This window comes from Baekduia sp., from assembly GCF_035685985.1.
Taxonomy (GTDB): Bacteria; Actinomycetota; Thermoleophilia; order Solirubrobacterales; family Solirubrobacteraceae; genus Baekduia.
In genome coordinates, this window is sequence record NZ_DASRZV010000008.1 from 213,266 (window position 1) to 237,592 (window position 24,327).

Below are 24,327 nucleotides of genomic sequence, written 5' to 3' on the forward strand. Positions count from 1 at the left end.
CTAGCTGACGGTGATCACGACCGCGGCGACCGCGGCGAACAGGAAGACCATGGCGAGCAGGCCGCCGGCGAGCGTCTGCATGATCCGGTCCTCGTCGGACAGCGGCAGGTCGGCCAGGCGCGTCTGGGCCCATCGGTAGAGCGCGAAGCCCGCGATCGCGTCGGCGACGAGGACCACCCACGGGCCGAGCGTGCCCTGCAGGATGAGGATCCCGAGCAGCACGAGGACCGCCAGGACGACCGCGCCCGCGAGGTAGGCGCCGAGCGTCTTGCGCAGCACGCGCGGGTCGACGGTGGCGGGAGCGGGGGAGGTGACGGGCGCGCCAGCGGCGCGCGCACGACGACGGGAACGGCCCATACGCCCTGGACGGTAGCTGCTGACGCGTCCGCGATAGGTTGTCCGGATGGCCGAAGCGATCACCCGCGAGGGATTGGCACAGCTGAAGAACGAGCTGGAGGAGCTCGAGGGCGAGGGCCGTCGTGCGATCGCGCAGCGCATCCTCGTCGCGCGCGAGCTCGGCGACCTCTCCGAGAACGCGGAGTACCACGCCGCCAAGGAGGACCAGGCGCACCTCGAGACGAAGATCGCCCGTCTCACCGAGCGCCTGCGCAACGCGACCGTCGTCGAGTCCGACGCCGACGCGACCGTCGTCACCTTCGGGGCGACCGTCAACGTCACCGACGTCACCTCCGGCCGCACCAACTCCTACACGATCGTGGGCCCGACCGAGGCCGACCTGAAGACCGGCAAGCTCTCCGCCGAGTCGCCGGTCGCCAAGGCCCTGATCGGCTCGGCGCCGGGCGACGTGGTGCAGGTCTCGACGCCCTCGGGCACGCGGGACCTGAAGGTCGAGTCGCTGGGCTAGCAGCTAGCTCGTCCGCGCGCCGCGCAGCGCGCGCCAGGCGAAGCGGACGGCGTCGACGACCGTGATGCTCGCGCACCACAAGCCGATCGCGCCGAGGCTCTCGGCGGTGGGGCGGTGGCCGAGCAGGGCGACGGCGAGGAAGACGAGGGACCAGAGGACGACGATCCCGCTCAGGTGCTCGCCCCACTCGCGCCACGGCGAGCGCCGCGCGCGCCGCTCCGACGTCTGCTCGTCGCCGAGCAGCTGGGCCATCGCGAAGAGGAGCACGAGCAGGCCCTCGGCGATCGCCAGCTCGGTCAGGCCGGTGTCGACGCCGACGAGCCTCGCCAGCGCCCAGAGGGCCGCCACCGCGAGCATCGGGAGCGCGACGCCGCCCACGCCGCCCACGATCTCCCAGGCGCCGGACAGCTCGCGCTCGCGGAGCCGGGCGTCGAGGTCCGGATCCTCGGCGAGCCCGAAGTAGACCAGCGTGGTGTGGAGGCGGCGGCGCATCGGTCGAATCCGCTGCGCATCCTTCCACGCGAGGAGCCTGAGCGCTAGAGCAGGTTGTAGGAGTCCTCGGTCGCCCAGCCGCCGGCGGTGCGGGCGGTGACCGAGCAGCCGAGCTTGGCGGTCGGCGAGGCGCGGCGCGTGCGGCGGGTGCCGCCGACGGTGATGACGCGGGCCTGGTCGGTCCGTCGCCACCAGCGGATCGAGAACGTCGCGTCGGAGGGCGTCCAGGCGCCGACGACGCAGCGCAGCGTGTGGCCGGCGCGGCGGACGCGCACGCGGCGCCGGGCGTGGGGCGCCAACCGGGCGGGCGCGGCGCCGGTGATCAGCGATGCGTGGGCGGCGACGCGCGCCGAGACGTCGGGCAGGCCGTCGCCGCAGTCGTCGCCCTGGGTCTCGTTGCCCCACGCGACGACGCCGGCGACGGCGGGCGCGCCGTCGCGCTGGACGAGCACGGGCGAGCCGGAGTCGCCGGCGCAGGCCTGGGCGGCGGTCGCCGTGAGGTCCTCGGTGCAGAGCTGATCGCCGCCCGCGAAGAGCGACCCGTAGGCCTTGGTGCATTCCGCCGGGTCGAGGACCTGCTGGTCGGCGGCCCGCGGCCTCTCGCTCGTCGGTGCCGGACGCGGGCCGGTGCGCCCGCGGCCGACCGTGCGCGCGGCCTCGCCCGGCCGCGCGGCGTCGGTCGCCAGGGGCAGCGGCGCGACGTCCGTCACGCGGTCGCGCAGGACGATGACCGCGACGTCGGCGAACGTCGCCGAGCGCGACAGGTCGCCGGGCGCCTCCGGCGAGGGCACGATCCTGTAGGCCTTCGGGAAGAACGCGCCGCGCCAGGCGAGCTTGCGTCCCGTCGGCCAGCGGTCGCCGCCGAGCCGGACGCGCAGCTTGTCCGGGTTGGCGCCCTGCACGCAGTGCGCGGCCGTGAGCACGCGGTCGGGCGCGATCAGCGCGCCGCCGCAGGCCAGCGACATCCCGGTCAGCGCGACCGACCACGGCGCGTCGGCGGCCGCCACGGGCGCACCATGGAAGATCGCGCCCGCCGGCGGGGCCGCGGCGGCCAGGCCGAGGGCGACGGCCGCGGCGGCGGCGGGGAGGCGGAGCACACGCGCCATCATCGCCCAGCCAGCAACGCCGCGACGTCCACGCCGCCACCGCGCAGGTCGACGTCGTCGGTCACGCGCCCGTCCTGGAGGCGCACGAGCCGGTCGCAGCGCGACGCGACCACCGGGTCGTGGGTGGCCAGCAGGATCGTCGTCCCGCGCTGGGCGCGCAGGTCCAGCAGCAGGTCGAGGATCGCCGCGCCGGTGCGCGAGTCGAGGTTGCCGGTCGGCTCGTCGGCCAGCAGCAGCCCGGGCTCCCAGATCAGCGCGCGGGCGATCGCCACGCGCTGCTGCTGGCCGCCCGACATCCGCGACGGCAACGAGCGCTCGCGGCCGGCGAGGCCGACGGCCTCCAGCAGCGCGTCGGCGCGGGCGACGCGGTCGAAGCCCGTCTTGAACGGGACGACCGGCGCGAGCACGTTGTCGCGTGCGGTCAGCGCGCCGAGCAGGTTGAAGCGCTGGAAGACGAAGCCGACGTGGCGGCGGTGCTCGGCCAGCGCGTCGCCGCGCAGCGCGGTCACCTCGCGGTCGTCGACGACGATCCGGCCGCCGTCGGCGTCGTCGACCCCGCCGACCAGATGCAGCATGGTGGACTTGCCCGAGCCCGACGGCCCGGTCAAGGCCACCAACGCCCCCGGCTCGACCTCCAGCGAGACGCCGTCCGCGGCGGTCAGCGCGGCGCCGTCGTCCAGCTTGTAGGTCTTGCGGACGTCCTCGAGCAGGACGCGGGATCCGGTGGTCTGGGGCGCGGTCGCGGTCATTCCTCGGCCAACAGGGTCGCGGTGGGCAGGCGCCGCAGCCGCGCGGCGGGCGGGAGGGAGGCGAGGACCGCGATCAGCACGGCCAGCAGCGCGGCGCCGGCGGCGGCCGCGGCCATCCCGCCCGTCAGCCGGCCGGCGAACCACGCGGCCGCGCCGAGGCCGGCCGCCGCGCCGAGCACGCCGCCCAGCACGCCGAGGCCGGCGCCCTCGACGGCGATCAACCGCGTGAGCTGGCGCTCGCGCCAGCCGGTCGCGCGCAACGTCGCGATCTCCGCGCTGCGGTCTCGCAAGTTGAGGTACAGCACATCGGCGCACGCCAGCCCGCCGAGCACGAGCGTCGCGGCGGCCGCCACGTAATCGGCCGTGCGCACCTGCACGGCGACCGCGTCGCCGAGCACGGTCCCGACGACCGCGCCGCGGAACGACGTCGTCACCGCCAGCAGCGCGGTCAGGGCCGCCACGCCGACGGCCAGCGAGACCACGCCGAGCACGGTCCGGCCCGGCACGCGCAGCAGGTTGCGCACGGCCAGCCCGCGCACGCTGCGGACGCCGCGCGCCGAGCGCGGCGGGCGGACCGCCGGACGCACCGCGGCCAGCGGGTCGCTGCGCGCGGCCCGCGCCGCCGGGACCGCCGCGGCCAGCAGCGCCAGCGCGGTCGCGCCGGGGACCGCCAGGAGTGCCCGCGCGCCCGACACCGGCAGGCCGAGCAGCGCGCCCGTTGGCAGCGCCACGAGCGTCCCGGCCACGCCCGCCGCGACGCCGACCAGCCCGACCTCGGTCAGCATGTAGGCGAACAGCTGGCGGCGGCGCCAGCCGACGCAGGCCAACACCCCCAACTCGGTCGCGCGCGTGCGCACTGCAGCCGCGGTCGCGTTGACGCAGAACAGCGCGCAGACGACCAACACCAACAGGAACAGGATCAAGGACTTGCGGTCGACCGCGTCCATGATCACCGTCGCCACGCCCTTCTTCATCCAGCTCTCGCGCAGCGCGACCGCGGGGCGGCCGAGGCGCGACGCCGGCAGGTCGACGGTGACCGCGGTCGGCGACGCGCCCGAGACGACGTCGACCTGCAGGCCCGTGCGCTTGGCGATCGTCTCGGCGGCGACCCGCAGCCGCTCGCGCGAGACCTGGTCCGGCCCGGTCACGCCGCCGACGCGCACGCGGATGACGCTGATCGGCGCGGCCGCCTGCGCGGCGGTCTCGTGGCCGTAGACCGCCGCGTCGTCGAACACGCTCCCGGCCTCGATCGTCGTCAGCAGCGCCGGCGGCGGGATCAGGTAGCCCGCCATGTTGCCGTCGGGCGCCAGCGTGCCGCCGCGCAGCCAGCGCGCCGCGGCCGGGTCGGCGGCGGGCGCGCCCGGGCGGTGGAACGGGTTCAGCGGCGCCGCGTTGGGGTCGAGCGCGTCGGCCAGCTGGGCCGGGTCGAACGTCCCGACGACGTCGTACAGCGGCGCGAAGCCGCGGTCGCTGAAGCCGACGACGTGCTCGGTGAAGCGCCGGAAGCCGACGTCGTGCCGGAAGCCGACGTCGTGGCCGGTCGCCGGCGCGGTCGTGAAGCCCGTGCCCGCGCCGCTGGCGCTGTACTGGGCGCCCCAGGCGTAGCGGTCGGTCCCGGTCGGCAGCGCGCGCACGCGGTCGGGCCCGACCAGCGCGTAGCGGGACGGTCCGGCGATCCAGCGCGCGCTGACGTCCTGGGGCCTGGCGCGCTGCGCGCGCAGCAGCGCGGCGTAGGCGTCCTCGGCGGTCACCGTCGCCCGCAGCACGACGCGCGTGCCGTGCCCGCGCTCGATCGCACGCCGCGCCGCCGTCGCGTTGTCGCGGGCGTTCATGAAGGCCTTGGCGGCGCTCGCCGGCAGCCGGCGCACGGTCAGGTCCGCGCGCAGGTCGATCCCGCTGGAGGCCGCCATCAGCACGGGCGCGGTCCGGACGCGGCCGCCGCCGGACAGCGCCGGCTTCTCGCCCTCGCGCAGGTAGCGCCCGGACACCGTCGCGCGGTCGGCGCCCGACAGCGCCGCCTCGGCGGCGGGATCGATGCCCGCGACCAGCAGCGGGAACGGGAACTCGACGCGGCCGGCGATCGCGGCGGCGGGCCGCGCGACGGGGCCGACGTCGAACCGCGCCAGGCCGCTCCGGGTCGACCAGCACCACATCCAGGCGCGCGACGGCGGCGCGAAGGCCGACGAGGCGTGGGCGGCCGTGGGGCAGACCGGCCCGCTGGCGTACGTGTCGAAGTTCTCGGTGGCGCGCACGCGCGACGACTGGCCGGGCGCGCGCGGCGGCGCCGCGGCGAACGTGTTGGTCGTGACGTAGATCGACGAGTCGGGGTCCTTGACCCGGACGGTGCCGCGGTCGGCGGTCCAGCGCGTGGAGATCCGGTACAGCGCGCGCGGGCGGGGCGGGTCGACCTCCAGGTCGTCGGCCACCGGCAGCGGGATCTCGGCGGTCGGCATGATGTAGCCGTACACGGCCAGCGGCGCGGCGACCGCGACGCCGGGCGCGTGGCGCACCGTGTCGAGCTGGCTGAGCGTGATGCCGCCGAACGTGCCGGCCAGGAAGCTGCGCTGCACCAGCCCCGCCCGGCGCTCCAGCGCGTTGACGGTCCGCGGCGGGCGGACCAGCAGGTCATACGTGCCACGGAAGTGCTGGGCGACGGCCCCGCGGACCTCCAGGCGCGAGGACTCCGAGGCGCCGGTCAGGACCGTGAACGCGGCGGTCGCCACCGCGATCCCCGCCAACAGCGCCAGCGCTCGGCCGCGGCGATGGCGCAGCTCGGCGGCGACCAGGCGAAGCACTTGGCCACCCTAGCCGAACAGGTCTTCCTCCCGGGCCCGTACCAGCGCCTGGACGCCCGGGCCGTCGTCGCCGACGGGTAGCACGTGGCGTTCCAAACCGGTCAGGACGACCGCGGGCTCGCCCGCGTCCTTGCCGGCGCGCGCGAGGTCGGCGGCCGCGGCGGCCTGGTCGGCGATCGCGATCCACGTCGCCTTCAGCTCGCGGCCCGCGCGGTCGGTGGCGCCGCGGAAGTCCTCCAGCGGCGCGAGGCCGGCGATCCCGACCGCGACGTCGCACTGGCCGTGGCGCCAGGCGCGGCCGAAGGAGTCGGCGACGACGACCGCCGGATGGCCGGGCAGGGCGGCGCGCAGCGCGCGGGCCGACGCGTCGGGATCGACGGGCAGCAGGATCAGCTCGTCGCCGCGCGCGGCGTTGGAGGCGTCGACGCCGGCGTTGGCGCACACGAAGCCGTGGTGGGTGCGGGAGATCAGCACGCCGTGCTCGGCGCGGACGACCTCGGCGGTCTCGCGCAGGACGACCTCGACGTGACGGGGGTCGTCCTTGCCGAGGCGCGCCGCGAGCTCCAGCGCGCGCGGCGAGGGCGTCACGTCGTCCAGCGCGACCACGCGGCCCTCGGCCTTGGACACCACCTTGTGGGCGACCACCAGCACGTCTCCCGGGGCGAAGCCGGCGTCGCCCCGCGCCGCGGCCAGCAGCGCCGCGAGGTCGTCGCCCTCGCGGACCTCGGGAAGCCCGGGGAGCGCGCGGGCGCCGATCACCGTCCGCCGACCCGCCCGAAGCGCGCGAGCAGCCCGCGCGTGTGCGAGGCGCCGCCGCGGACGTCCTGCAGCGCCGCGCTCAGCGCGGCGAGGTCGTCGGCGGTGTCGACGTCCAGGCCGAGCGTCACGACCTCGACCGCGCGCACGGTCGCGCCCGCCTCGGCGGCCAGGCGCTCGTGGCGCTCGCGCGAGCCGGGGCCGAACGCGGGCCGGATCGCGTCCGGCGGCGCGAGCACGAGCGCGTTGGTGCCGTCGCCGTGGCGGTCGGGCACGACGATCACCTCGGGCGCGCCCGGGTCGACCACGGCCGGAGCGGAGGCCAGCAGGCGATCCAGCTCGGCCGGGTCCAGCGCCGGGCAGTCGCCCGGGACCAGCACGACGCGCGTGGCGCCGCGCTCGGCCGCGGCCTCGACGCCGCGCAGCGCGGCCGCGCTGTGGCCGGCGTCGTCGGGGTCGTCGACGACCGCGGCGGCGTCGTAGCCGCCGGCCAGCGCGACGGCCATCGTCTCGCCGGAGACGACCAGCACCTCGTCGACCTCCTGGGCGCGGCGCAGCGCGATCAGCACGTCGGTGACCATCGCCTCGGCCAGCGCGCGGCGCGTGCCCTCGGTGAGGTCGCCCTCGAGGCGCTGCTTGGCCGCGCCGAAGCGCTTGACCGGCAGGACCGCGACGGTCTTGCCGCGACGGGCCGGCGTCATCCGCGCAGCCCCTCGGCGAAGCTCAGCACGTCGGTGGCCACGCGGCGGCGCTGCGCAACATCGTTGAGCAGCGTATCGACGCGCAGCGACGGCAGCCCGCCGGCCGGAAGCTCCTCGTCGCAGACGATGCCGTCCAGCAGGTCACCGTAGTACTCGGCCACGCCGGCGGCGCTGACCTCCACGCCCGCCCAGGTCAAAAACGGCGCGGACGGGCCCTTGACGATCTGGCCGCCGACGACGGGGGAGACCCCGACGACCGGCGCGGGCGACTCGCGCAGCGCCTCCGCCATGCCGGGCACGGCGAGGATCGGGCCGATCGAGATCACCGGGTTGGACGGGCCGACGACGATCGCCCGCGCGTTGCGCAGCGCCGCGGCGACCTCGGGGCTCAGCGACGCCTGCGCGGCGCCCTCGTAGCGGACGTCGTCGATCGGCGGCTGGGCGCGCTCGCGCACCATGAACTCCTGGAAGGCGAGCGTGCGGTCGCCGGAGCGGATCGTGGTGCGCACGGGCGCGTCGGCCATCGGCAGGACGGCGGACGAAAGGCCGAGCGCGCGTGTCAGCTCTCCGACGGCGTCGGTGTAGCGGACGCCCTCGGCCAGCAGCTCGGCGCGGCGCACGCCGTAGGCGAGGTCGCGGTCGCCGAGGTTGAACCACACGTCGACGCCCAGCTCGCGCAGGCCGTCCATGACGTTGAAGGTGTCGTCCTCCAGGCCCCAGCCGCGCTCGTCGATGCGGTCGGCCAGCCAGAAGGCGACCAGGTCTGGGTCGGGCGCCACGTAGGCACCGTAGATCTCGACGTCGTCGCCGGTGTTGGCGATCACGACGAGGTCGTCTCCGGCCACGTCGGCCATCCCGCGGGCGAGCTTCGCGCCACCGGTGCCTCCGGCCAGAACGACCACCGGGGAGCGGGAGTCGAAGTCCATGCGGCGGCGGACGATAACGTGCCGCCGGTGAGCACGACCGAGATCCACGAGCACGCGTTCGTCGCCGAGGGAGTGCTATTGACCGACGTTCGAGGCGCGCTGGCGACGCCGGTCCTCTCGACGCCGGGGATGATCGCGATGATGGAGTACGCCGCGACCTCGCTGGCGCTGCTGCACATCGCGCCGGGGACCGCGACCGTCGGGTTCGAGGTGAACGTCAAGCACGTCGCGGCCGCCTTCGAGGGCTCGGCGTGCGTGGCGCGGGCGGTCCTGCGCGAGGTCGCCGACGAGCGCAAGTACCGCTTCGACGTCGAGGTCCTGGCCGGCGACCGCACGATCGGCGTCGGGACCCACGAGCGGCGCGTGGTGCCCGCGCCGGGGCGGCAGTCGGCCCCGACCGAGCACACGTGAGCATCTCTTAGCGATGAGGGGGCGCGCACTCGCACCCGGTCGGGGTTAGCCCGAGCGGTGGCCGGGAAGCGCGAGGGACATGGCTTCGACCCCTTCCACCGTTCCCACCGTCCAGCTGCGCGACGGCGAGCAGATCCCCCAGCTCGGCTTCGGCGTCTTCCAGGTCCCGCCGGAGGAGACCGTCGAGGTGACGCTGCGCGCGCTGGAGACGGGGTACCGCCACATCGACACGGCCAAGGCGTACAACAACGAGGCCGAGGTCGGGCAGGCCGTGCGCGCCGCCGGGCTGGCGCGCGAGGACGTGTACATCACGACCAAGTGCTTCAACGACGACCACGGACACGACCAGGCCAAGCGCGCGCTGCACGCGTCGCTGGAGCGCCTGGAGATGTCGCACGTCGACCTCTACCTGATCCACTGGCCAGTCCCGTCCAAGGACCGGTACGTCGAGACCTGGAAGGCGCTGGTCGAGCTGCAGCAGGAGGGCCTGACCCGCTCGATCGGCGTGTCGAACTTCCAGCAGGCGCACCTGGAGCGGATCGTCGCCGAGACCGGCGTGGCGCCCGTGGTCAACCAGATCGAGCTGCACCCCTACCTCCAGCAGCCGGGGCTGCGGCGCGAGCACGCCGACCTCAACGTCGTCACCGAGGCCTGGTCGCCGCTGGCGCAGGGCGCGGTGCTCGACGACCCGGCGCTGGTCGAGATCGCCGAGCGCCACGGGGTGACCGCCGGCCAGGTCGTGCTGCGCTGGCACCTGCAGCTCGGCAACGTCGTCTTCCCGAAGTCCGTGACGCCGTCGCGGATCGCGGAGAACTTCGACGTCTTCGGCTTCACGCTGACCGGCGACGAGGTGTCCGCGATCGAGGCCCTGGACCGCGGCGAGCGGATCGGTCCTGACCCGGACACGTTCGGGTAGGCGTCGAGCCCCGGCAGGAGGCGCCCAGCGCACGGCGAAGGCCCTCGCGTGCTGGCCCTCCTGACCCCGAAGCCGTTCCGTGGCGACGTGATCGCCGCGGGCGTCGTCGTGCTCGTGACGCTGGTGTGGACGCTGGCCTTCCGCTTCCAGGAGGCGTGGGCGCCCGGCGTGCACCTGGCCTACGGCGCCGTCGCGCTCGCGTTCGTCGGCGCGATGGCGACGCTGGCGCCGATGGAGGGCGACCAGCCGCGCGCCTACCAGTCGGTGCTGTACCTGGCGACGATCTCGCTGTGGGCGGCCGTCCTGCTCGCGCTCGTGCGATGCGTCGGCGCCAACGACGTGGTGCCGGTGCTGCGCGCGGCGACGCTCGTGCTCCTGGCGGTCGCGCTGCTGGGCTTCGCGTTCTCGGTCCGCCACAACAGCGCCGTGTGCACGCTGGTCGGGGCGATCGCCGCGGGGTCGGCGGCGCTGACCGGCCTCGGCTGGGTGGCGACGCCCGACTCGATCTCGCCGTTTCGCTGGCTCCTGTTGGCCGAGATGGCCGTCTTCGGGGTCGCCGCGATCGGCAACCGCGACCGCCGTCCCCGGCACGGCGTGGCGCTCGTGAACGCCGCCGGGCTGGCCGTCCTGGGCATCGCGCTGTCGTTCTCGCTGCAGGCCTGGGCCACCGACTGGGTCTCGCTCTCCGGCCACGCGTACGGCGGCGCGCGCGAGCTCTGGCTCGAGGGCGGCGGCGTCCCCTGGGGCTGGGAGCTGCTGATCGTCGCCGCCGGCTTCGGCCTCGTCGCCTACAGCTCGGTCGACCGCCAGCCGGGACCCGCCTACCTCGGCGTCGTCAACCTCGTGCTCTTCACCACGCTGACCTCGACCGGCATCGTGCACGCCACGCTCGTCGGCTGGCCGCTGGCGCTCGCGATCGCCGCCGCGTTCCTCCTGGCCGTCGGCCTGCGTCCGACGACGCCCGCCCCGCCGCCGCCGGACATCGACGCGCCCGAGCCGCCGCCGCTGCCGCTGCGGTAGCGCAGGCTTCAAGCTCAAGTAAGGTTCAGCGTCATGTCGACGCTGCTGCCGATCGGCGAGGTCGCGAAGCGGAGCGGGGTGGCCGCGAGCGCGCTGAGGTTCTACGAGGAGCGGGGGCTGATCGCGTCCGAGCGGGCGGGATCGGGGCATCGGCGGTATCCGCGGCCGGTGCTGCGGCGGATCGCGTTCATCGTGTTCGCGCAGAAGATCGGGCTGACGCTGGAGGAGATCGGGGTGGAGCTGGGCAAGCTGCCGCCGGACCGCGCGCCGACGCGGGCGGACTGGTCGCGGCTGTCGGCGGGCTGGTCGGACCGGATCGACGAGCGGATCTCCGAGCTGGAGCGCCTGAAGGCAGGCCTGACCGAGTGCATCGGGTGCGGCTGCCTGTCGCTGGACCGCTGCAAGCTCGCCAACCCCGACGACCGCGCGGGCCGGTCGGGGTCGGGGCCGCGGTTCTGGGTGGCGACGCCGTAGCGGCCGGCGCCTCAGCGCCCCGGCAGGACGCGCAATGCCGCGCGGTCGACGGCCTGGGTGGCGCCGTCGGTGGCGGTCGTCGTCACCGCGTAGGTCGCGGCCTTCAGCGTCCCGAGCGGGAGCTGCTTGCGTCCGGCCGTCTGGAAGGTGAGGCGCTTGGCGACGACGGTGCGGGTGCCGAGCTTGACGCGGACGGTCACGGTCGCGGGCGCGGTCAGGACCACGCGCGGCGCCGTCGGCCGCGCCGTGCGGCCGGTCAGCCTGCCCGAGGCGAAGGCGATCGCCAGCGGCGTCTTGGCCACCGGGCCGACCGGGCCGTCCTGGCCGGCGAGCCCGTTCAGGCCGTCGGCGCCCCTGAGCCCGGCGGCGCCGTCCAGGCCGCCGGCGCCCGCCGCGCCCGCCGGCCCCCGCGGATCCGGGATCCGCGCCCGCAGGCGGTGGTCGCCGGTGTCGGCCACCAACAACGTCCCGTCCGGCTGCTCCAGCACGCCGCTGGGCGCCCTCAGCAGCGCGAGCGCCGCCGGGCCGGCGTCGCCGCACAGCAGCGTCGGGCTCGCGCACGCGACGCCGGAGCCCGCGACCGTCGTGATCGTGCCGGTCCCCGACACGCGCCGGACGCGGTCGTCGCCGGTGTCGGCGATCAGGAAGCCGGTGCCGGTCGCGTCGGCCCGCACGGCCGCCGGGGCGGTGAGCCCCGCGCCGTCCGCCGGGCCGTAGTCACCGCACAACGACCCGAGCGTCGCCGAGCACGCGGTGCCGGTCCCGGCGACCGTCGCGATCGTCGTGCCCGCGGCGTCGACGCCGCGGATCCTGTTGTTGGTGGTGTCGGCGATCAGGTAGCCGCCGTCGGCGGTGACGCTCACGTCCTGCGGCCCGTTGAGCTGCGCGACCTTCGGGTCGCCGCCGTCGCCGAGCGCGCCCGCGACGCCGGTGCCCGCCGCCGCCCAGATCCTGCCGTCGGACGGCGTGTAGACCCGGACGCGGTTGTTGAGGGTGTCGGCGATCAGCACGCGGCCGTCGGGCTCCACGGCGATCCCGGACGGCGTGTCGAGCCGCGCGTCGCCGGCGAGCTGCGCGTCGCCCGCGTCGCCCGCCACGCCGGAGCCGATGAACGCGGTGATGGAGCCGTCGGGCGTCACCTTGCGGATGCGGTGGTTGCCGGTGTCGGCGATGTAGATCGTCACGCCGTCGGGCGCGAGGGCGACGTCGCGCGGGCCGTCGAGGAACGCGGCGCCGGCCGGGCCGGCGTCGCCCGCGTCGCCCGCCGTGCCGTTGCCGGCGACCGTCGTGATCGTGCCGTCCGGGGCGATCCTGCGGATCTTGTTGTCGAGCGTGTCGGCGATCAGGATCGAGCCGTCGCCCATGCGGGCCAGGCCGCGCGGGCCGTTGAGCTGCGCGGCGGGCGCGGGGACGCCCTCGCCGATCGCGCCGGCGGTGCCGGTCCCGGCGCGCGTGGTCAGCAGGTCGGCGCGCGCCGCGGTCGGCGCGACGAGCGGCAGCGCCGCCAACGCGGCGGCCAGCGCGACCTGCCGAGGGGCCGGGAGGAGCATGGCCCGGTGGTCGGTCGGGCCGCTCGAACACCTGTTGATCGCCAGGCACTGTGGAGGTTCGCGGCGCGAACCTCCACGCGATCCTGCGGCTCAGGTCAGCCGTTCAGGGGGTCGCCGCCGCTGAGGCCGCCGCCGCGCGGCGCCTCGGGCGCGGCCGGCGGGGCGGGCGACGTGGCCGGCGCGCCCGGCAGCTCGGGGCCGCCGAAGCCGCCCGGCAGCGCGTCGCCGTCGGGGTTGGTGAACGACGGCCACGTCTCGGTCATCAGCATGTAGTACGGCAGCAGCCGGACCTGGTAGCTGAGGCCGAGCTGCGTGAAGTCCTGCAGGCCCTTGTTCTGCTTGCCGGTGACGACGATCAGGACCCACGCCAGGAACGCGCCGATCTCCGCGACGATCGACATGGCGTAGGCGATGATCGCCGGCGGGATGATCAAGATGATGCGGAACAGCGTCTTGATGCGGTCGTACTCGGGCAGCGGCTGGTCCGGGAGCTTCAGCTGCGCCGGGTAGCTCTCGACGTCCGGCCCGAACGGCGGGTACTCGTCGGTCAGCAGGTGGACGTAGGCGTAGACCGCCGCCGCGTAGCGGGCCAACCCGTACACGAACGAGTAGAGGGCGGCGGGGTACTGGCCGGTGAGGACGATCGCGAACCACGCGACGATCACCGCGATGTAGGCGACCAGCCCCCACACGAACAGCACGATGAAGTGGGGGATGGCGAGCAGGTAGCGGAAGAACGTCGAGAGACGGCTGCGGTCCTCGACGAACTCGACGTCGTACATGGGCTGATCGGTCACGGCGGTGAGCCTAATCGGCAACTCCGCCGGTGGATAGGGCGGCTAACCGCCCTCTGACCCGGGAGCCATCGCGACGAAGACGTCCAGCGCGGCGGGGTTGGCCAGCGAGTCGCGCGAGGCCGCCTCCTCCGGGGGCCGGCCCATCAGGATGCGCTTGACCGGGACCTCCAGCGCCTTGCCGCTGAGCGTGCGGGGCACCTCCGCGATCCGCTGGACCTCGTTGGGCACGTGGCGCGGCGAGCAGTCGGTGCGGATGCGCGCCTTGATCCGGGCGACGAGGTCGTCGGTCAGCTCCTCGCCGTCGCGCAGGACCACGAACAACGGCATCCAGCCGTCGGGGTGGCCGGGGCGGTCAGGGATGTCGACCACGAGCGCGTCGACGACCGCGTCGTCGGCCAGCACCGCGCGGTAGATCTCGCTGGTGCCCATGCGGATGCCGCCGCGGTTGATGGTGGAGTCGCTGCGGCCGTAGATGATGGCCGTGCCGCGCTCGGTGATCTCGATCCAGTCGCCGTGGCGCCAGACGCCGGGGTAGACGTCGAAGTAGGACTCGCGCAGGCGCGTCTGCTCCTCGTCGTCGCCCCAGAAGAACACCGGCATCGACGGCAGCGGCTGGGCCAGCACCAGCTCCCCGACCGCGCCGGTCAACGGGCGGCCGTCCGGATCCCAGGCCTGGACGTCGGCGCCCAGCGCGCGGGCCTGCAGCTCGCCGCGGTACACCGGCAGCGTCGGGACGCCGCCGACGAACGCGCTGACGACGTCGGTCCCGCCGCTGGTGGAGAACAGCCAGGTGTCGGCGCCGACGTGGTCGTAGACCCACTGGAAGCCCTCGGGCGCCAGCGGCGAGCCGGTCGAGCCGACGGCCTCGAGCTTGTTGAGGTCCTTGGACTTCGGATCGATGCCCGCCTTCATGCACGAGGCGATGAAGGCGGCGCTCGTCCCGAAGGTCGTGATCTCGGCCTCGGCGGCGAGGTCCCAGAGGCGGTCGAGCGTCGGCGTCCCCGGGTTGCCGTCGTAGAGCACGATCGAGGCCTCGGTCAACAGCACCCCGACCAGGAAGTTCCACATCATCCAGCCGGTCGTCGTGAACCAGAACACGCGGTCGCCCGCCTGGGCGTCCAGGTGCAGGTTCATCACCTTGAGGTGCTCGAGCAGGACGCCGCCCTGGCCGTGGACGATCGGCTTGGGCAGCCCGGTCGTGCCGCTGCTGTACACCACCCACAACGGGTGGTCGAACGGCAGCTGGGCGAATTCCAGCGGCTCCTGCTGGCGGATCAGCTCGCGCCAGGGCATGGTGCCGGCGGGCGGGTCGCCGTCGGCGCCGAGGTAGTCGAGCAGGACCGTGTGCTCGAGGCTCGGGATCTCCTGCCGCAGCTGGGCGACGACGTCGCGGCGGTCGAAGTCCTTGCCGCCGTAGCGGTAGCCGTCGACCGCGATCAGGACCTTCGGCTCGATCTGCGCGAAGCGGTCGACGACGCTGCGGGTGCCGAAGTCCGGCGAGGACGACGACCAGGTGGCGCCGAGCGACGCGCAGGCCAGGAACGCGGCGATCGCCTCGGGGATGTTGGGGATGTAGCCGACGACGCGGTCGCCGGGCGTGACGCCGAGGAACTTCAGGCCGGTGGCGATGCGCGCGGTGAGGTCGCGCAGCTCGCCCCAGGTCATGAAGTCCAGCTCGCGCAGCTCGGAGGCGTGCTGGAGCGCGAGCGCCGAGTCGGGCTTGCCGCGGAAGAGGTGCTCGGCGTAGGAGAGCGTCGCGCCGGGGAACCACTCGGTGCCGGGCATCGAGCGGTCGCCGAGGGTCCGCTCGGGCGGCGTCGAGGCCGTGACGTCGAAGAACTCCCAGACCGCCGACCAGAAGCCGTCGAGGTCGTCGACCGACCAGCGGTGCAGGTCCTCGTAGGCGTCGACGACGTCGACGCCGCGCGTGGCCTGCACCCAGCGCGCGAACCGCGTCAGCGTCGCCGCTTCGACCCGCTCAGGGGTCGGTGTCCACAGCAGCTCCGGCTCCGTCTCGGCCACGAGCGGGACTCTTGCACACCGAAGCTCACGGGTCGACGCGGAGCGTCGCGTGCATCCCGGCCTGCTCGTGGCTCTTGGGCGTGGTCAGCGTGCAGAAGAGGTAGTACCTGCCGGGCTGGAGCGTGAGCGCCTTGGACGTCTGAGACTGCTTGGGCGCCTCGGGCAGGTCGGTCGGCGGGTCGCCGGACGGGTCGGTGCGGACGATCCGGAGGTTGTGGGCGTCGGCGCCGTTGTTGATGAGCTGGACGACCACGCTGCCGGAGGACAGGCGCGTGCGAGAGAGGACCATCGTGTAGCCGGTGCGCTCGTCGACGGTGACGCCGAGGGCCTGCTGGGCGGGCGGGTCGGGCGCGCCGCCGCCGTCCGTGGTCGTGGTCGTGGCGGGCGCGGGGATGCCGGGCGCGGCGGCGCCGTCGGTCGTCGTCGTGTCGCCGCCGACGCCGGTCGGCGTCCCGGCCAGCGGCGGGCGCGACGCGCCGGCGGTCGCGGGCGGGACCCACGCGACGCCGCCGAGCTTGACCGCGCGCGCCGGGCGCACCGTCGCCTTGCGCCGCTTCGCCGGCGCGTGCCTGCCGTGCGTCCTCGCCACGGCCTGCGCGGTCTCCGCGCCGGCGAAGGCGCCGAGGACGGCCAGCACGAGGAGTCCGCGGGGCATGGTCCGCGAAGCATCGGCGCGTTCGGCGTTCTCCTGAACCCCGCGGCCGCCCACCGGCGGCGCCTTCGTGTCGGCATGCGCCACGAAGGCGCCGCCGGTCGCGGCGCCGCGCCGATACCGTCCAGCGTCCATGGACGCCACCACGCTCGCTCTCGCCGGCGCCGCCGAGCAGGCCCGTCTCATCCGCGACGGAGAGGCCTCCGCGCGCGAGGTCGTCGAGGCCACGCTCGCGCGGATCGACCGCCTCAACCCGACGCTCAACGCCTACCGGGCGGTGCTCGCCGAGCGGGCGCTGCTGGACGCCGACCAGGCCGACGCGCGCCGGGGCGCCGGCGACGCGACGCGGCCGCTGCTCGGCGTGCCGGTCGCGATCAAGGACGACGTCGACGTCGCGGGCGAGGCGACCGCGTGGGGCACGGCCGCGCACGCCGGACCGGTCGCGCGCGACGCCGAGGTCGTGGCGCGCCTGCGCGCGGCGGGCGCGATCGTCGTCGGCAAGACGCTCGTGCCCGAGCTGACGATGCTGCCCGCGACCGACACCACCACCTTCGGCTCGGCGCGCAACCCCTATGACCTGAACCGGACGCCCGGCGGCTCCAGCGGCGGCAGCGCGGCGGCGACGGCCGCGGGCCTGTGCGGCGTCGCGCTGGGCTCCGACGGCGCTGGATCGATCCGCAACCCGAGCGCGTGGACCGGCCTGTTCGGCCTCAAGCCGACGCGCGACCGCGTGCCGGTCGCCCCGCACGACGACGCCTGGCAGGGCCTGTCGGTTAACGGGCCGATGGCGCGTCGCGTCGCCGACGCGGCGCTGTTCCTGGACGCGACGGCCGGCGACGCCGACGGCCGCTTCGCGCGGGCCGCCGCGTCCGGCGACCCGGGGCCGCTGCGGATCGCGGTCAGCACGAAGGCGCCGGCGGGCGCGATGCCGCGGTTGGGACGCGAGGAGCGCCAGGCGGTCCAGGACACGGCGGAGCTGCTGCGCGGCCTCGGCCACGAGGTCGTCGAGCGCGACCCGGACTACTCGGCGTCGCTCTGGCCGGCGGCGATCCTGCGGATCGCGCGCGGCGTGGCCGACGACGTCGCCGCCGCGATGCCGCACCCCGAGCGCCTGGAGCCGCGCACGCGCCACGTCGCGGCGATCGGCCGCGCGCTGCCGGCGGCGCTCGTGCGCTGGATGCGGACCTCGGAGGCCGACCAGGCCGCGCGCCTGGCCCGCCTGTGGGACGACGTCGACGTCCTGCTGACGCCCGCGGCCGCCGACGGGCCCTACCGCGTCGGCGCCGTCGGCCGCTGGGGCACGGGCACGTACCTGCTGCGCGGGGCCGAGCGCCTGACCTGGATGCCCGCCTGGAACATCACCGGCCAGCCCGCCGCGTCGGTGCCGGCGACGCTGGACCGCGACGGCCTGCCGGTCGGCGTGCAGCTGGTCGGGCGCCACGGGGAGGACGAGCGGCTCGTCGCGCTCGCCGCCCAGTTGGAGCGCGCGCGCCCGTGGATCGACCGTCGGCCGGGGGCGATCGCGTGAGCGGCGCGGCCGTGAGCCACGAGGAGCTGCTCGACGTCGCCGTCGAGTGCGCGCGCACGGCCGGCGCGCTGCTGAAGGAGCGCTTCGGCTCCGAGCGCGTGCTGGCCACGAAGTCGACGTCGACCGACGTGGTCAGCGCCGCCGACCTGGCCGCCGAGGCCGCGATCCGCGAGATCCTCGGCCGCCGCGCGCCCGACGACGCGATCATGGGGGAGGAGGGCGACGACACGCCGGGCACCTCCGGACGGCGCTGGATCGTCGACCCGCTCGACGGCACGGTCAACTTCCTGTACGGGTTGCCCCAGTGGTGCGTGAGCGTCGCCTGCGAGGGCCTGGCCGCCGCGGTCTTCGACCCGATCCGCGACGAGCTGTTCACGGCGACCGCCGACGGGCCCGCGCGACTCAACGGCGTGGACTTGACGCCGGCGGCGCCCGAGGACCTCGCCCACGCGCTGGTCGCCACCGGCTTCGGCTACGACGCCCGGCGCCGCGCCCTCCAGGCCGAGGTGGCCGGCCGCGTCCTGCCCGCCGCCCGCGACATCCGCCGCGGCGGCTCCGCGGCGCTCGACCTCGCCTGGGCCGCCGCGGGCCGCCTCGACGCCTACTACGAGCGCGGCGTCAACCTCTGGGACATCGCCGCGGGCGAGCTGATCTGCGCGCGGGCCGGGCTGCACGTGGAACGGCTCGCGCCGGTCGGCGAGCTGCCCTCCGGCGTGCTTGCCGCGCACGGGACGATCGCGGACGACCTGCGGACGATCGTGGTCTGAGGCGCGGCGGCGCTCAGCTCTTGTGCGTCACGCGCTCCGGCTGGAGCGTGAACTGCACGCGCTGCTCGTCCTCGGAGTGCCCCGGGTAGGTGTCGACGCCCATGTACTTCTTGGCCAGGGCGTCGATGCCGGCGTCGGCGCCGTCGTGGGTGTCGCCGACGAGCTTGGCGGTCACCGAGACGAACTCATAGGGGTTGCTCGCGTTGGCCCACGAGAGCGTCGCGCGGCCGGCCCGGCGCAGGAGGCGCGGCCAGGTCCGGCCCTCGGCGGAGTTGACGAAGATGTTGCCGTCGTCGTCCAGGTCGGACCAGATCACGACGGAGAGGATCGAGCCGTCCTCGCGGGGGACCGAGAGGTGCGCGTAGTTCTTGTCGGCGACGATCGCCCGGGCGGGGCCTTTGATGGTGGCGGTCATTTGGTGCGCAATCTAGCGCGGGAGTACCGCGCGGCCAGCCGCTTGAACACGCCGCCGTCCGTCCGCTCGGTCGTCGTGCCGTCCGCGCCGCCGCCGAAGAGGAAGGCGATCACGCCCGCGTCGCGGTAGGCGCGGCGCCAGCGTGGGTCGTGGCCGAGCAGTCGCTGGACGTGCGTGTCGCGGTAGCGGCCCCAGGCGTTCGGCAGCGTCGAGTTGCCCAGCGGGATCTGCCACATGACGAGCGGACGGCCGGTCGCGCGATGCATGTCGGCCAGCCAGCGCGCGTCGCGCCGGTAGTCGCCGGTCGTCCAGCGGCTGCGCCCATGGTCGCCGTTGACCTTGGCGTCGAAGCCGTCGTCGCGATCCGACGGGTCGCTGAACACGAGGTCGAAGCGCGCGCCCAGCGCGTGGTAGAACGCCGCGCCGCGCGCCGCCAGCCGGTCGACCTCGCCCGGCGACGGGTTCTGCTGGACCGGGTCGACGCCCGTGCCCCATGTGGACATGTGGTACCCCAGCCGCACCTTCGGCGCCACCGCGTCGCGCAGCCGCACGATCGCCTGCGCGAAGCCCGCCGCGGTGTCCGGCAGCCCGGCCAGGCGCGGGTCGCCGGTCGACGCCACGGCCGCCGGGACCTGCGCCGGATCGCCGGCGCGCTGCTCGACGTAGCCCCACAGGTCGGGCTCGACGTGCAACACCACCGTCTTGCCGCCCGCCGCCTCGCCGGCCCGGCGCAGCGCCAGCGCGAGGTCGTCGTAGTAGGCCTTCATCAACGCGTTGTCCTTCAGGTTGGCGAGGTCCTTGGCCGCCTCGCCGAGCCCGTCGCCCGCGCCGTGGGATTGCAACAGCTGGTAGTAGGTCAGCACCGGCGTCAGGCCGTGGTCGCGCGACTCGCGCACGTACCGCGACGCGAACGTCCCGTCCGGGTTCCACGTGCTCCACCCGTGGCCGGTGTTGACGCCGCCGGTGAGGTACTGATAGCGCCAGGTCGCGTGCTCGGCGCGCACGTGCGCGGCGGTCCCGGGCTGCGACGCCAGGCCGAGCGCCAGCGTCGCGGCGAACGCCGCGATCACGCCGCGCTCCCGGCCTCGGCGACCAGCGGCCCGGTGCGGAACGGGATCGGCTGCGACAGCGCGATGTAGCTCGTCGAGCGGCGGATGGCGTTGTTGGACAACAAGCGGTTCACGATCTCCTGGAGGTGCTCGGTGTCGCGCGCGACGATGCGGCAGAGCAGGTCCGACGGACCACTGGTGGCCGTCGCCTCCAGCACCTCGGGCGTGGAGGTCAGCACCGCGACGGCCTCCTTCAGCCGCCCCTGCGCGATCTGCAGGAACACGAACGCGAGCACGGGGTACCCCATGCGCGCCGGGTCGATCTCCGGGCCGTGTCCGCGGATCACGCCGCGCTCCTGCAGCTTGGCCAGCCGCGCCTGCACGGTGCCGCGCGCGACCTCCAGCCGGCGGGCGACCTCCACCAGGCCGATCCGCGGCTCCTGGCGGAGCACCTCGATGATGCGGGCGTCGAGCGCGTCGATGGTCATCTTGACCAGCGAGTATGCCCATCTTGTGGGCAGAGCAGGACGAACTGTCCAGTCTCGGTGGACGATCTTGCCGGCGCGGGCGCGCGGTGGTCCACTGACGACAGGATGTTCGAAGAGGCCCAGCTGTATTCGCCGGTGACGACCGGGGAGGACGGGACCGTCGAGGTCCACCTCGGCGAGGACCACCCCGGCTTCCACGACGAGCGCTACCGCGCCCGGCGCAACGAGATCGCCGCCGCGGCGGTCGCCTGGACGCCGGGCGAGCCGCTGCCGCGGATCGCCTACAACGACGAGGAGAACGCCGTCTGGCGGACGGTGTCGCGGGAGCTGCACACCAAGCACGAGCGGTACGCGTGCTCGGAGTTCCTGCGGGCCAAGGCGGCGCTCGGGCTGCCGGAGGACCGCGTGCCGCAGCTCGACGAGGTCACCGCCGGCCTCGCGCCGCTGACCGGCTTCGCCTACCACCCGGCGCCCGGGCTGGTGGCGCTGCGCGAGTTCTACGGGTCCTTGGGCGACGGCGTGTTCCACTCGACGCAGTACGTGCGCCATCCGTCCGAGCCGCTGTACACGCCGGAGCCGGACGTCATCCACGAGGTCATCGGGCACGGGAACCTGCTGGCGTCGCCGCGCTTCGCCGCGATCAAGCGCGAGGCGGGACGCGCGGCGCAGCGCGTGGCGACCGACGAGGCGCTGCAGGCGATCGCGGACGTCTTCTGGTTCACCATGGAGTTCGGCGTGGTCCGGGAGGACGGTGAGCTGCGCGCCTACGGGGCGGGCATCCTGTCGTCCTACGGCGAGATCGAGGAGTTCCGCCACATGCGGATCCGGCCGCTGGACCTGGCCGAGATGGTGACCATCGAGTACGACATCACCAAGTACCAGCCGGTGCTCTACGCGGCGGCGTCGATGGGCGAGTTGGAGGACGTGGTCGGCGGGTTCTTCGCGAGCGCCGACGACGACACGCCGGCGCGCCTGGCCGCCGCGGCGGCAGCACGCTGACACCCGGCGCGCGCGTCGATCGTCCACCCGGCCTCCAGCCGCGCGGGCGGTGGCCGATGGCGTGGAGAGATGTCGTCCCACGCCGTAACCGGGCACGAGCGCCCGTTCTCGCTCGACGAGCTGTTCTTCTCCACGACGGATCCCAAGGGGGTGATCCGCTCGGGCAACGAGGTCTTCGCGCGGGTCTCGGCGATCCCGTTGGAGGACATGGTCGGCAAGGCCCATAACGTGGTCCGCCACCCGGACATGCCGCGCGCGGTGTTCCGGACGTTCTGGGAGGCGCTGCACGCCGGCCGCGGCGTCGCCGCCTACGTCAAGAACCGCTCGGCCGACGGCGGCTTCTACTGGGTGATGGCCTTCGTCGTGCCGATCGCGGACGGCTACCTGAGCGTGCGGCTGAAGCCGACGAGCCCGCTGTTCGCCGTCGCCCAGGAGATCTACCGCGAGGTCGCGCGCGTCGAGCGCGAGGTCGAGGGCGGCGACGTGCGCAGGCGCAAGCCGTCGATCGCGGCGGGCGTGGAGAAGTTGGAGGCCTTGCTGGCCGAGCACGGCTTCTCGTCCTACCGGGCGTTCATGCACGCGGCGCTGATGGCCGAGGTGACCGCGCGGGCGGCGGCCCTGGGGACGGCGGGGGAGACCGACGCGATCGTGCGCGACGCCGAGGCGGCGCTCGACCGGCTGGTCGCCGACCTCGAGCGCTACGGCGAGCTGGCGACCGCGCTGGGCGAGAAGTCGGCGTTCGTGCTGGACCTCGCCGAGGAGATCCGGCTGTTTGCCCTCAACGCCGTGCTGTCGAGCGCGCGGCTGGGGGAGGAGGGCGCGGCGCTGGGCGCGGTGGCCGAGATCCTCGGGCGGCGCTCCGACGAGGCCGAGCCGCCGATCCGGGCGCTGAAGACCGACCTGGACGCCGCGCTGGAGCTGCTCGGCGCGATGGGCTTCCGGATCGCCGCCAGCAAGCTGATGACCGAGATGGTCGGAGCGTTCCTGGCCGACCTGCGGGCCACCGGCGCCGAGCCGGCGTCGCTGGCCGGCGAGCTGACCGCGCTGGCCGACGGCCTGGCCGACGGCGGCGAGCGCCTGGCGGTCAGCATCACCGACTTCAGCACCCGCCTGGAGGCCGTCGAGTCCGGCGTGCGGGTGGTCGACTCGCATCTGCGCGTCGTCCGCGCGCTGGAGGTCAACGGCCGCGTCGAGGGCGCTCGCCTGCACGACGAGGCGATCATCGACCTCTTCGGCACCATCGCCCACCAGGTCGCCGACGCACGCGAGCAGCTGAAGACGTTTGCCGCCCTGCGCGACGCGACGCACGCCAAGGACGCGCGCGCGGACGCCGCGGCGGTGCGGTCGTCGGTGACGGGCGCGGCCGAGCACGTGCTGGCGCTGGCGCGGGCGTAGGCGTAGGGCCCGCCCGCCGGGCGACGACCGGTTGGCGTCCGGCGCGTGAGGCGCTTCGCCGCGGCGGCCGGGCTCTACCTGACGATCCCGTCCCGCTGTTCGTCGTCCTCCACCGCGGCTCGTCCGGCGTGGGCCTGTGCCAGGACCACGGCTTCAGCGGGCCAGGCACGCTCTCCTGGTGGCCGCCGGGGACGACCTGCGTGGGCGGCCTGCCACGCGTCACCGACCACATCATCAACCCACTCTTCGCCCTGGCGGCGCTCGCCGCGCCGGCGCCGGCGCGTCAATACCCGGGGTGGGATTCGAACCCACACGCCCTTGCAGGCGGAGGATTTTGAGTCCTCTGCGTCTACCGTTCCGCCACCCGGGCAGGTGAAGGAAGAGGGAGTCTAGGCGGGCTGAGGGGTGGAGCGCGAGTCGGGCGTGCGCTCGACCTCGACGTTCCAGGCCTGGTTGAAGGCGCGCATCGCGAAGGCGATGAGGAGGATCTGGACCGGGATGATGAGCGCGGTCACGATCGCCAGGACGCCGGAGTCGAGCGCGGGCTGGGCGAAGCCGTTGGCGTCGCGGTCGACCCAGCCGGGGACGGCGACGGCCGCGAAGATCACCAGGATGATCGCCAGCGCGGCCGCGATCGGCAGCACGCCGCGGTTCCACTGCGCCACGTAGTAGGCGATGATCAGGTAGATGATGATGTAGGCGATCTGGATCGACTTCGCGCTCTCCAGCACCGACCAGCCGCCGATGGTCACGATCGCCATCAGCACGACGCTGACGACGAGCAGCAGCAGCACCGTCGCGCGGGCGGCCCTGCTGGACGCCTTCTCGCGATTCGGGTGCTCGATGATCACGTTCGTCTCCTCCATCCCGGGTCGACCTTACAATCCTTTCCGGTCGCGCGCGACGGTCATGGCCGTCGTCGCGCTCCGGCGGGCGTGGCGGAACTGGTAGACGCGCGAGGTTTAGGTCCTCGTGGCCACTGGCCGTGGGGGTTCGAGTCCCTCCGCCCGCATCACAGAGGATGGTTGATCGACGCGCGGTTCCCGCTAGGGTCGCCGCGTGCTCGCGCCGGTCCTGCTCGCGCTGACGATGGCGTCGTCGATCACGACGTTCCAGACGCCGTCGCACGGCATCGCCTGCGCGTACTCGACGTCGCCGGCGTCGCTGCGTTGCGACGTGCGCGACGTCGCGGATCGGCCGAAGCGGCCGAAGTCCTGCGAGCTGGACTACGGCGACGCGTTCGGCCTGGACGCCCAGGGGCGTGCGCGGCGGCTGTGCGTCGGCGACACGGTCGCCGATCCGAAGGCCAAGGTCATCGCCTACGGCACGACCCAGCACCACGGCCCGTTCACGTGCACGTCGCGGACGACCGGCCTGCGCTGCGCGACGAAGGCCGGCCACGGCTTCAGCCTCTCGCGCGAGACGCAGAAGCTGTTCTGACGCTCGCGGGCGCC

The 24,327-nt window shown here is 74.6% G+C and carries 26 protein-coding genes and 2 tRNA genes; 11 read left to right on the forward strand and 17 right to left on the reverse strand.

Going from position 1 to position 24,327, the window contains the following annotated elements; genetic code table 11:
- The gene (locus VFG42_RS03380) at positions 1-357 is read right to left on the reverse strand and encodes a hypothetical protein (RefSeq protein ID WP_324905250.1); all 357 of its coding nucleotides are present in this window, start codon (positions 355-357) and stop codon (positions 1-3) included.
- Between the two features lie 46 nt (positions 358-403).
- Here VFG42_RS03380 and greA point away from each other — a divergent pair, with 46 nt between their 5' ends.
- On the forward strand, positions 404-865 hold the full coding sequence (greA, locus tag VFG42_RS03385) for a transcription elongation factor GreA (RefSeq protein WP_324905252.1): 462 nt from the start codon (positions 404-406) through the stop codon (positions 863-865).
- Between the two features lie 3 nt (positions 866-868).
- On the opposite strand, the gene VFG42_RS03390 is transcribed toward greA, so the two are convergent.
- Genes VFG42_RS03390 through cofD form a run of 7 tightly spaced genes read right to left on the reverse strand, consistent with a single transcriptional unit; the run spans position 869 to position 8,390 of the window.
- Positions 869-1,357, reverse strand: a complete 489-nt coding sequence (locus tag VFG42_RS03390) for a hypothetical protein (RefSeq protein ID WP_324905255.1) — start codon at positions 1,355-1,357, stop codon at positions 869-871.
- 44 nt (positions 1,358-1,401) lie between these two features.
- Entirely contained in the window at positions 1,402-2,454 is a 1,053-nt protein-coding gene (locus VFG42_RS03395) for a serine protease (RefSeq protein ID WP_324905257.1), read from the reverse strand.
- 8 nt (positions 2,455-2,462) lie between these two features.
- Positions 2,463-3,212, reverse strand: a complete 750-nt coding sequence (locus VFG42_RS03400; protein ID WP_324905259.1) for an ABC transporter ATP-binding protein — start codon at positions 3,210-3,212, stop codon at positions 2,463-2,465.
- Positions 3,209-6,007 carry an ABC transporter permease gene (locus VFG42_RS03405; protein WP_324905262.1) on the reverse strand — a complete coding sequence of 933 codons (2,799 nt, stop codon included), beginning with the start codon at positions 6,005-6,007 and terminating at the stop codon, positions 3,209-3,211. The genes VFG42_RS03400 and VFG42_RS03405 overlap by 4 nt, the downstream gene beginning before the upstream one ends.
- Before the next feature lie 9 nt (positions 6,008-6,016).
- Positions 6,017-6,766, reverse strand: a complete 750-nt coding sequence (gene cofE / locus VFG42_RS03410) for a coenzyme F420-0:L-glutamate ligase (protein ID WP_324905264.1) — start codon at positions 6,764-6,766, stop codon at positions 6,017-6,019.
- Positions 6,763-7,464 carry a 2-phospho-L-lactate guanylyltransferase gene (cofC, locus tag VFG42_RS03415; RefSeq protein ID WP_324905266.1) on the reverse strand — a complete coding sequence of 234 codons (702 nt, stop codon included), beginning with the start codon at positions 7,462-7,464 and terminating at the stop codon, positions 6,763-6,765. The genes cofE and cofC overlap by 4 nt, the downstream gene beginning before the upstream one ends.
- Entirely contained in the window at positions 7,461-8,390 is a 930-nt protein-coding gene (cofD, locus tag VFG42_RS03420) for a 2-phospho-L-lactate transferase (protein WP_324905269.1), read from the reverse strand. The genes cofC and cofD overlap by 4 nt, the downstream gene beginning before the upstream one ends.
- 27 nt (positions 8,391-8,417) lie before the next feature.
- Here cofD and VFG42_RS03425 point away from each other — a divergent pair, with 27 nt between their 5' ends.
- The 4 genes from VFG42_RS03425 (at position 8,418) to soxR (ending at position 11,211) form a co-directional block, all read left to right on the forward strand.
- Positions 8,418-8,801 carry a thioesterase family protein gene (locus VFG42_RS03425; RefSeq protein ID WP_324905271.1) on the forward strand — a complete coding sequence of 128 codons (384 nt, stop codon included), beginning with the start codon at positions 8,418-8,420 and terminating at the stop codon, positions 8,799-8,801.
- Between the two features lie 79 nt (positions 8,802-8,880).
- Positions 8,881-9,717: an aldo/keto reductase gene (locus VFG42_RS03430; RefSeq protein ID WP_324905273.1), complete on the forward strand. Its 837-nt coding sequence runs from the start codon at positions 8,881-8,883 to the stop codon at positions 9,715-9,717.
- Positions 9,718-9,765: 48 nt separating this feature from the next.
- The gene (locus VFG42_RS03435) at positions 9,766-10,737 is read left to right on the forward strand and encodes a hypothetical protein (protein WP_324905276.1); all 972 of its coding nucleotides are present in this window, start codon (positions 9,766-9,768) and stop codon (positions 10,735-10,737) included.
- 33 nt (positions 10,738-10,770) lie between these two features.
- The gene (gene soxR / locus VFG42_RS03440; RefSeq protein ID WP_324905278.1) at positions 10,771-11,211 is read left to right on the forward strand and encodes a redox-sensitive transcriptional activator SoxR; all 441 of its coding nucleotides are present in this window, start codon (positions 10,771-10,773) and stop codon (positions 11,209-11,211) included.
- An 11-nt stretch (positions 11,212-11,222) separates the two neighbouring features.
- Here soxR and VFG42_RS03445 read toward each other — a convergent pair whose 3' ends face one another.
- The 4 genes from VFG42_RS03445 to VFG42_RS03460 form a co-directional block, all read right to left on the reverse strand.
- On the reverse strand, positions 11,223-12,761 hold the full coding sequence (locus VFG42_RS03445) for a hypothetical protein (protein ID WP_324905280.1): 1,539 nt from the start codon (positions 12,759-12,761) through the stop codon (positions 11,223-11,225).
- Positions 12,762-12,856: 95 nt separating this feature from the next.
- Positions 12,857-13,558 (reverse strand): DUF4389 domain-containing protein, encoded by a 702-nt coding sequence (locus tag VFG42_RS03450; protein ID WP_324905282.1) that lies wholly within the window; start codon positions 13,556-13,558, stop codon positions 12,857-12,859.
- 42 nt (positions 13,559-13,600) lie between these two features.
- Positions 13,601-15,580 (reverse strand): acetoacetate--CoA ligase, encoded by a 1,980-nt coding sequence (locus VFG42_RS03455; RefSeq protein ID WP_324905284.1) that lies wholly within the window; start codon positions 15,578-15,580, stop codon positions 13,601-13,603.
- A 25-nt stretch (positions 15,581-15,605) separates the two neighbouring features.
- The gene (locus VFG42_RS03460) at positions 15,606-16,235 is read right to left on the reverse strand and encodes a hypothetical protein (protein WP_324905286.1); all 630 of its coding nucleotides are present in this window, start codon (positions 16,233-16,235) and stop codon (positions 15,606-15,608) included.
- A 130-nt stretch (positions 16,236-16,365) separates the two neighbouring features.
- On the opposite strand from VFG42_RS03460, the gene VFG42_RS03465 reads away from it, so the two are divergent.
- Together VFG42_RS03465 and VFG42_RS03470 are read left to right on the forward strand one after the other, a co-directional pair.
- Positions 16,366-17,760, forward strand: a complete 1,395-nt coding sequence (locus tag VFG42_RS03465) for an amidase (RefSeq protein WP_324905288.1) — start codon at positions 16,366-16,368, stop codon at positions 17,758-17,760.
- Positions 17,757-18,527 (forward strand): inositol monophosphatase family protein, encoded by a 771-nt coding sequence (locus VFG42_RS03470; RefSeq protein WP_324905290.1) that lies wholly within the window; start codon positions 17,757-17,759, stop codon positions 18,525-18,527. The genes VFG42_RS03465 and VFG42_RS03470 overlap by 4 nt, the downstream gene beginning before the upstream one ends.
- A gap of 13 nt (positions 18,528-18,540) precedes the next feature.
- Here the strand turns inward: VFG42_RS03470 and VFG42_RS03475 are convergent, their stop codons facing one another.
- The 3 genes from VFG42_RS03475 to VFG42_RS03485 are packed head-to-tail and all read right to left on the reverse strand — an operon-like array spanning position 18,541 to position 20,479.
- Positions 18,541-18,942, reverse strand: coding sequence for a hypothetical protein (locus VFG42_RS03475; RefSeq protein WP_324905293.1), 402 nt, complete (start codon positions 18,940-18,942; stop codon positions 18,541-18,543).
- Positions 18,939-20,012, reverse strand: coding sequence for a hypothetical protein (locus VFG42_RS03480; RefSeq protein ID WP_324905296.1), 1,074 nt, complete (start codon positions 20,010-20,012; stop codon positions 18,939-18,941). Before VFG42_RS03480 ends, VFG42_RS03475 begins: the two co-directional genes overlap by 4 nt.
- Complete coding sequence (locus tag VFG42_RS03485; protein ID WP_324905299.1) at positions 20,009-20,479, reverse strand: Lrp/AsnC family transcriptional regulator; 471 nt, start codon at positions 20,477-20,479, stop codon at positions 20,009-20,011. Before VFG42_RS03485 ends, VFG42_RS03480 begins: the two co-directional genes overlap by 4 nt.
- 105 nt (positions 20,480-20,584) lie before the next feature.
- Here VFG42_RS03485 and VFG42_RS03490 point away from each other — a divergent pair, with 105 nt between their 5' ends.
- Together VFG42_RS03490 and VFG42_RS03495 are read left to right on the forward strand one after the other, a co-directional pair.
- Positions 20,585-21,478, forward strand: a complete 894-nt coding sequence (locus tag VFG42_RS03490; protein WP_324905301.1) for a phenylalanine 4-monooxygenase — start codon at positions 20,585-20,587, stop codon at positions 21,476-21,478.
- A 69-nt stretch (positions 21,479-21,547) separates the two neighbouring features.
- The gene (locus tag VFG42_RS03495; protein ID WP_324905303.1) at positions 21,548-22,873 is read left to right on the forward strand and encodes a PAS domain-containing protein; all 1,326 of its coding nucleotides are present in this window, start codon (positions 21,548-21,550) and stop codon (positions 22,871-22,873) included.
- 287 nt (positions 22,874-23,160) lie between these two features.
- Here the strand turns inward: VFG42_RS03495 and VFG42_RS03500 are convergent.
- Together VFG42_RS03500 and VFG42_RS03505 are read right to left on the reverse strand one after the other, a co-directional pair.
- Positions 23,161-23,243: transfer RNA gene (locus VFG42_RS03500), tRNA-Leu, on the reverse strand.
- Positions 23,244-23,262: 19 nt separating this feature from the next.
- Positions 23,263-23,739 carry a hypothetical protein gene (locus tag VFG42_RS03505; RefSeq protein ID WP_324905305.1) on the reverse strand — a complete coding sequence of 159 codons (477 nt, stop codon included), beginning with the start codon at positions 23,737-23,739 and terminating at the stop codon, positions 23,263-23,265.
- A 63-nt stretch (positions 23,740-23,802) separates the two neighbouring features.
- Here VFG42_RS03505 and VFG42_RS03510 point away from each other — a divergent pair.
- Both VFG42_RS03510 and VFG42_RS03515 read left to right on the forward strand, forming a co-directional pair.
- Positions 23,803-23,885 (forward strand) — tRNA-Leu (locus VFG42_RS03510).
- A 47-nt stretch (positions 23,886-23,932) separates the two neighbouring features.
- Entirely contained in the window at positions 23,933-24,313 is a 381-nt protein-coding gene (locus VFG42_RS03515) for a DUF6636 domain-containing protein (RefSeq protein WP_324905307.1), read from the forward strand.
- Positions 24,314-24,327 lie beyond the last annotated feature (14 nt).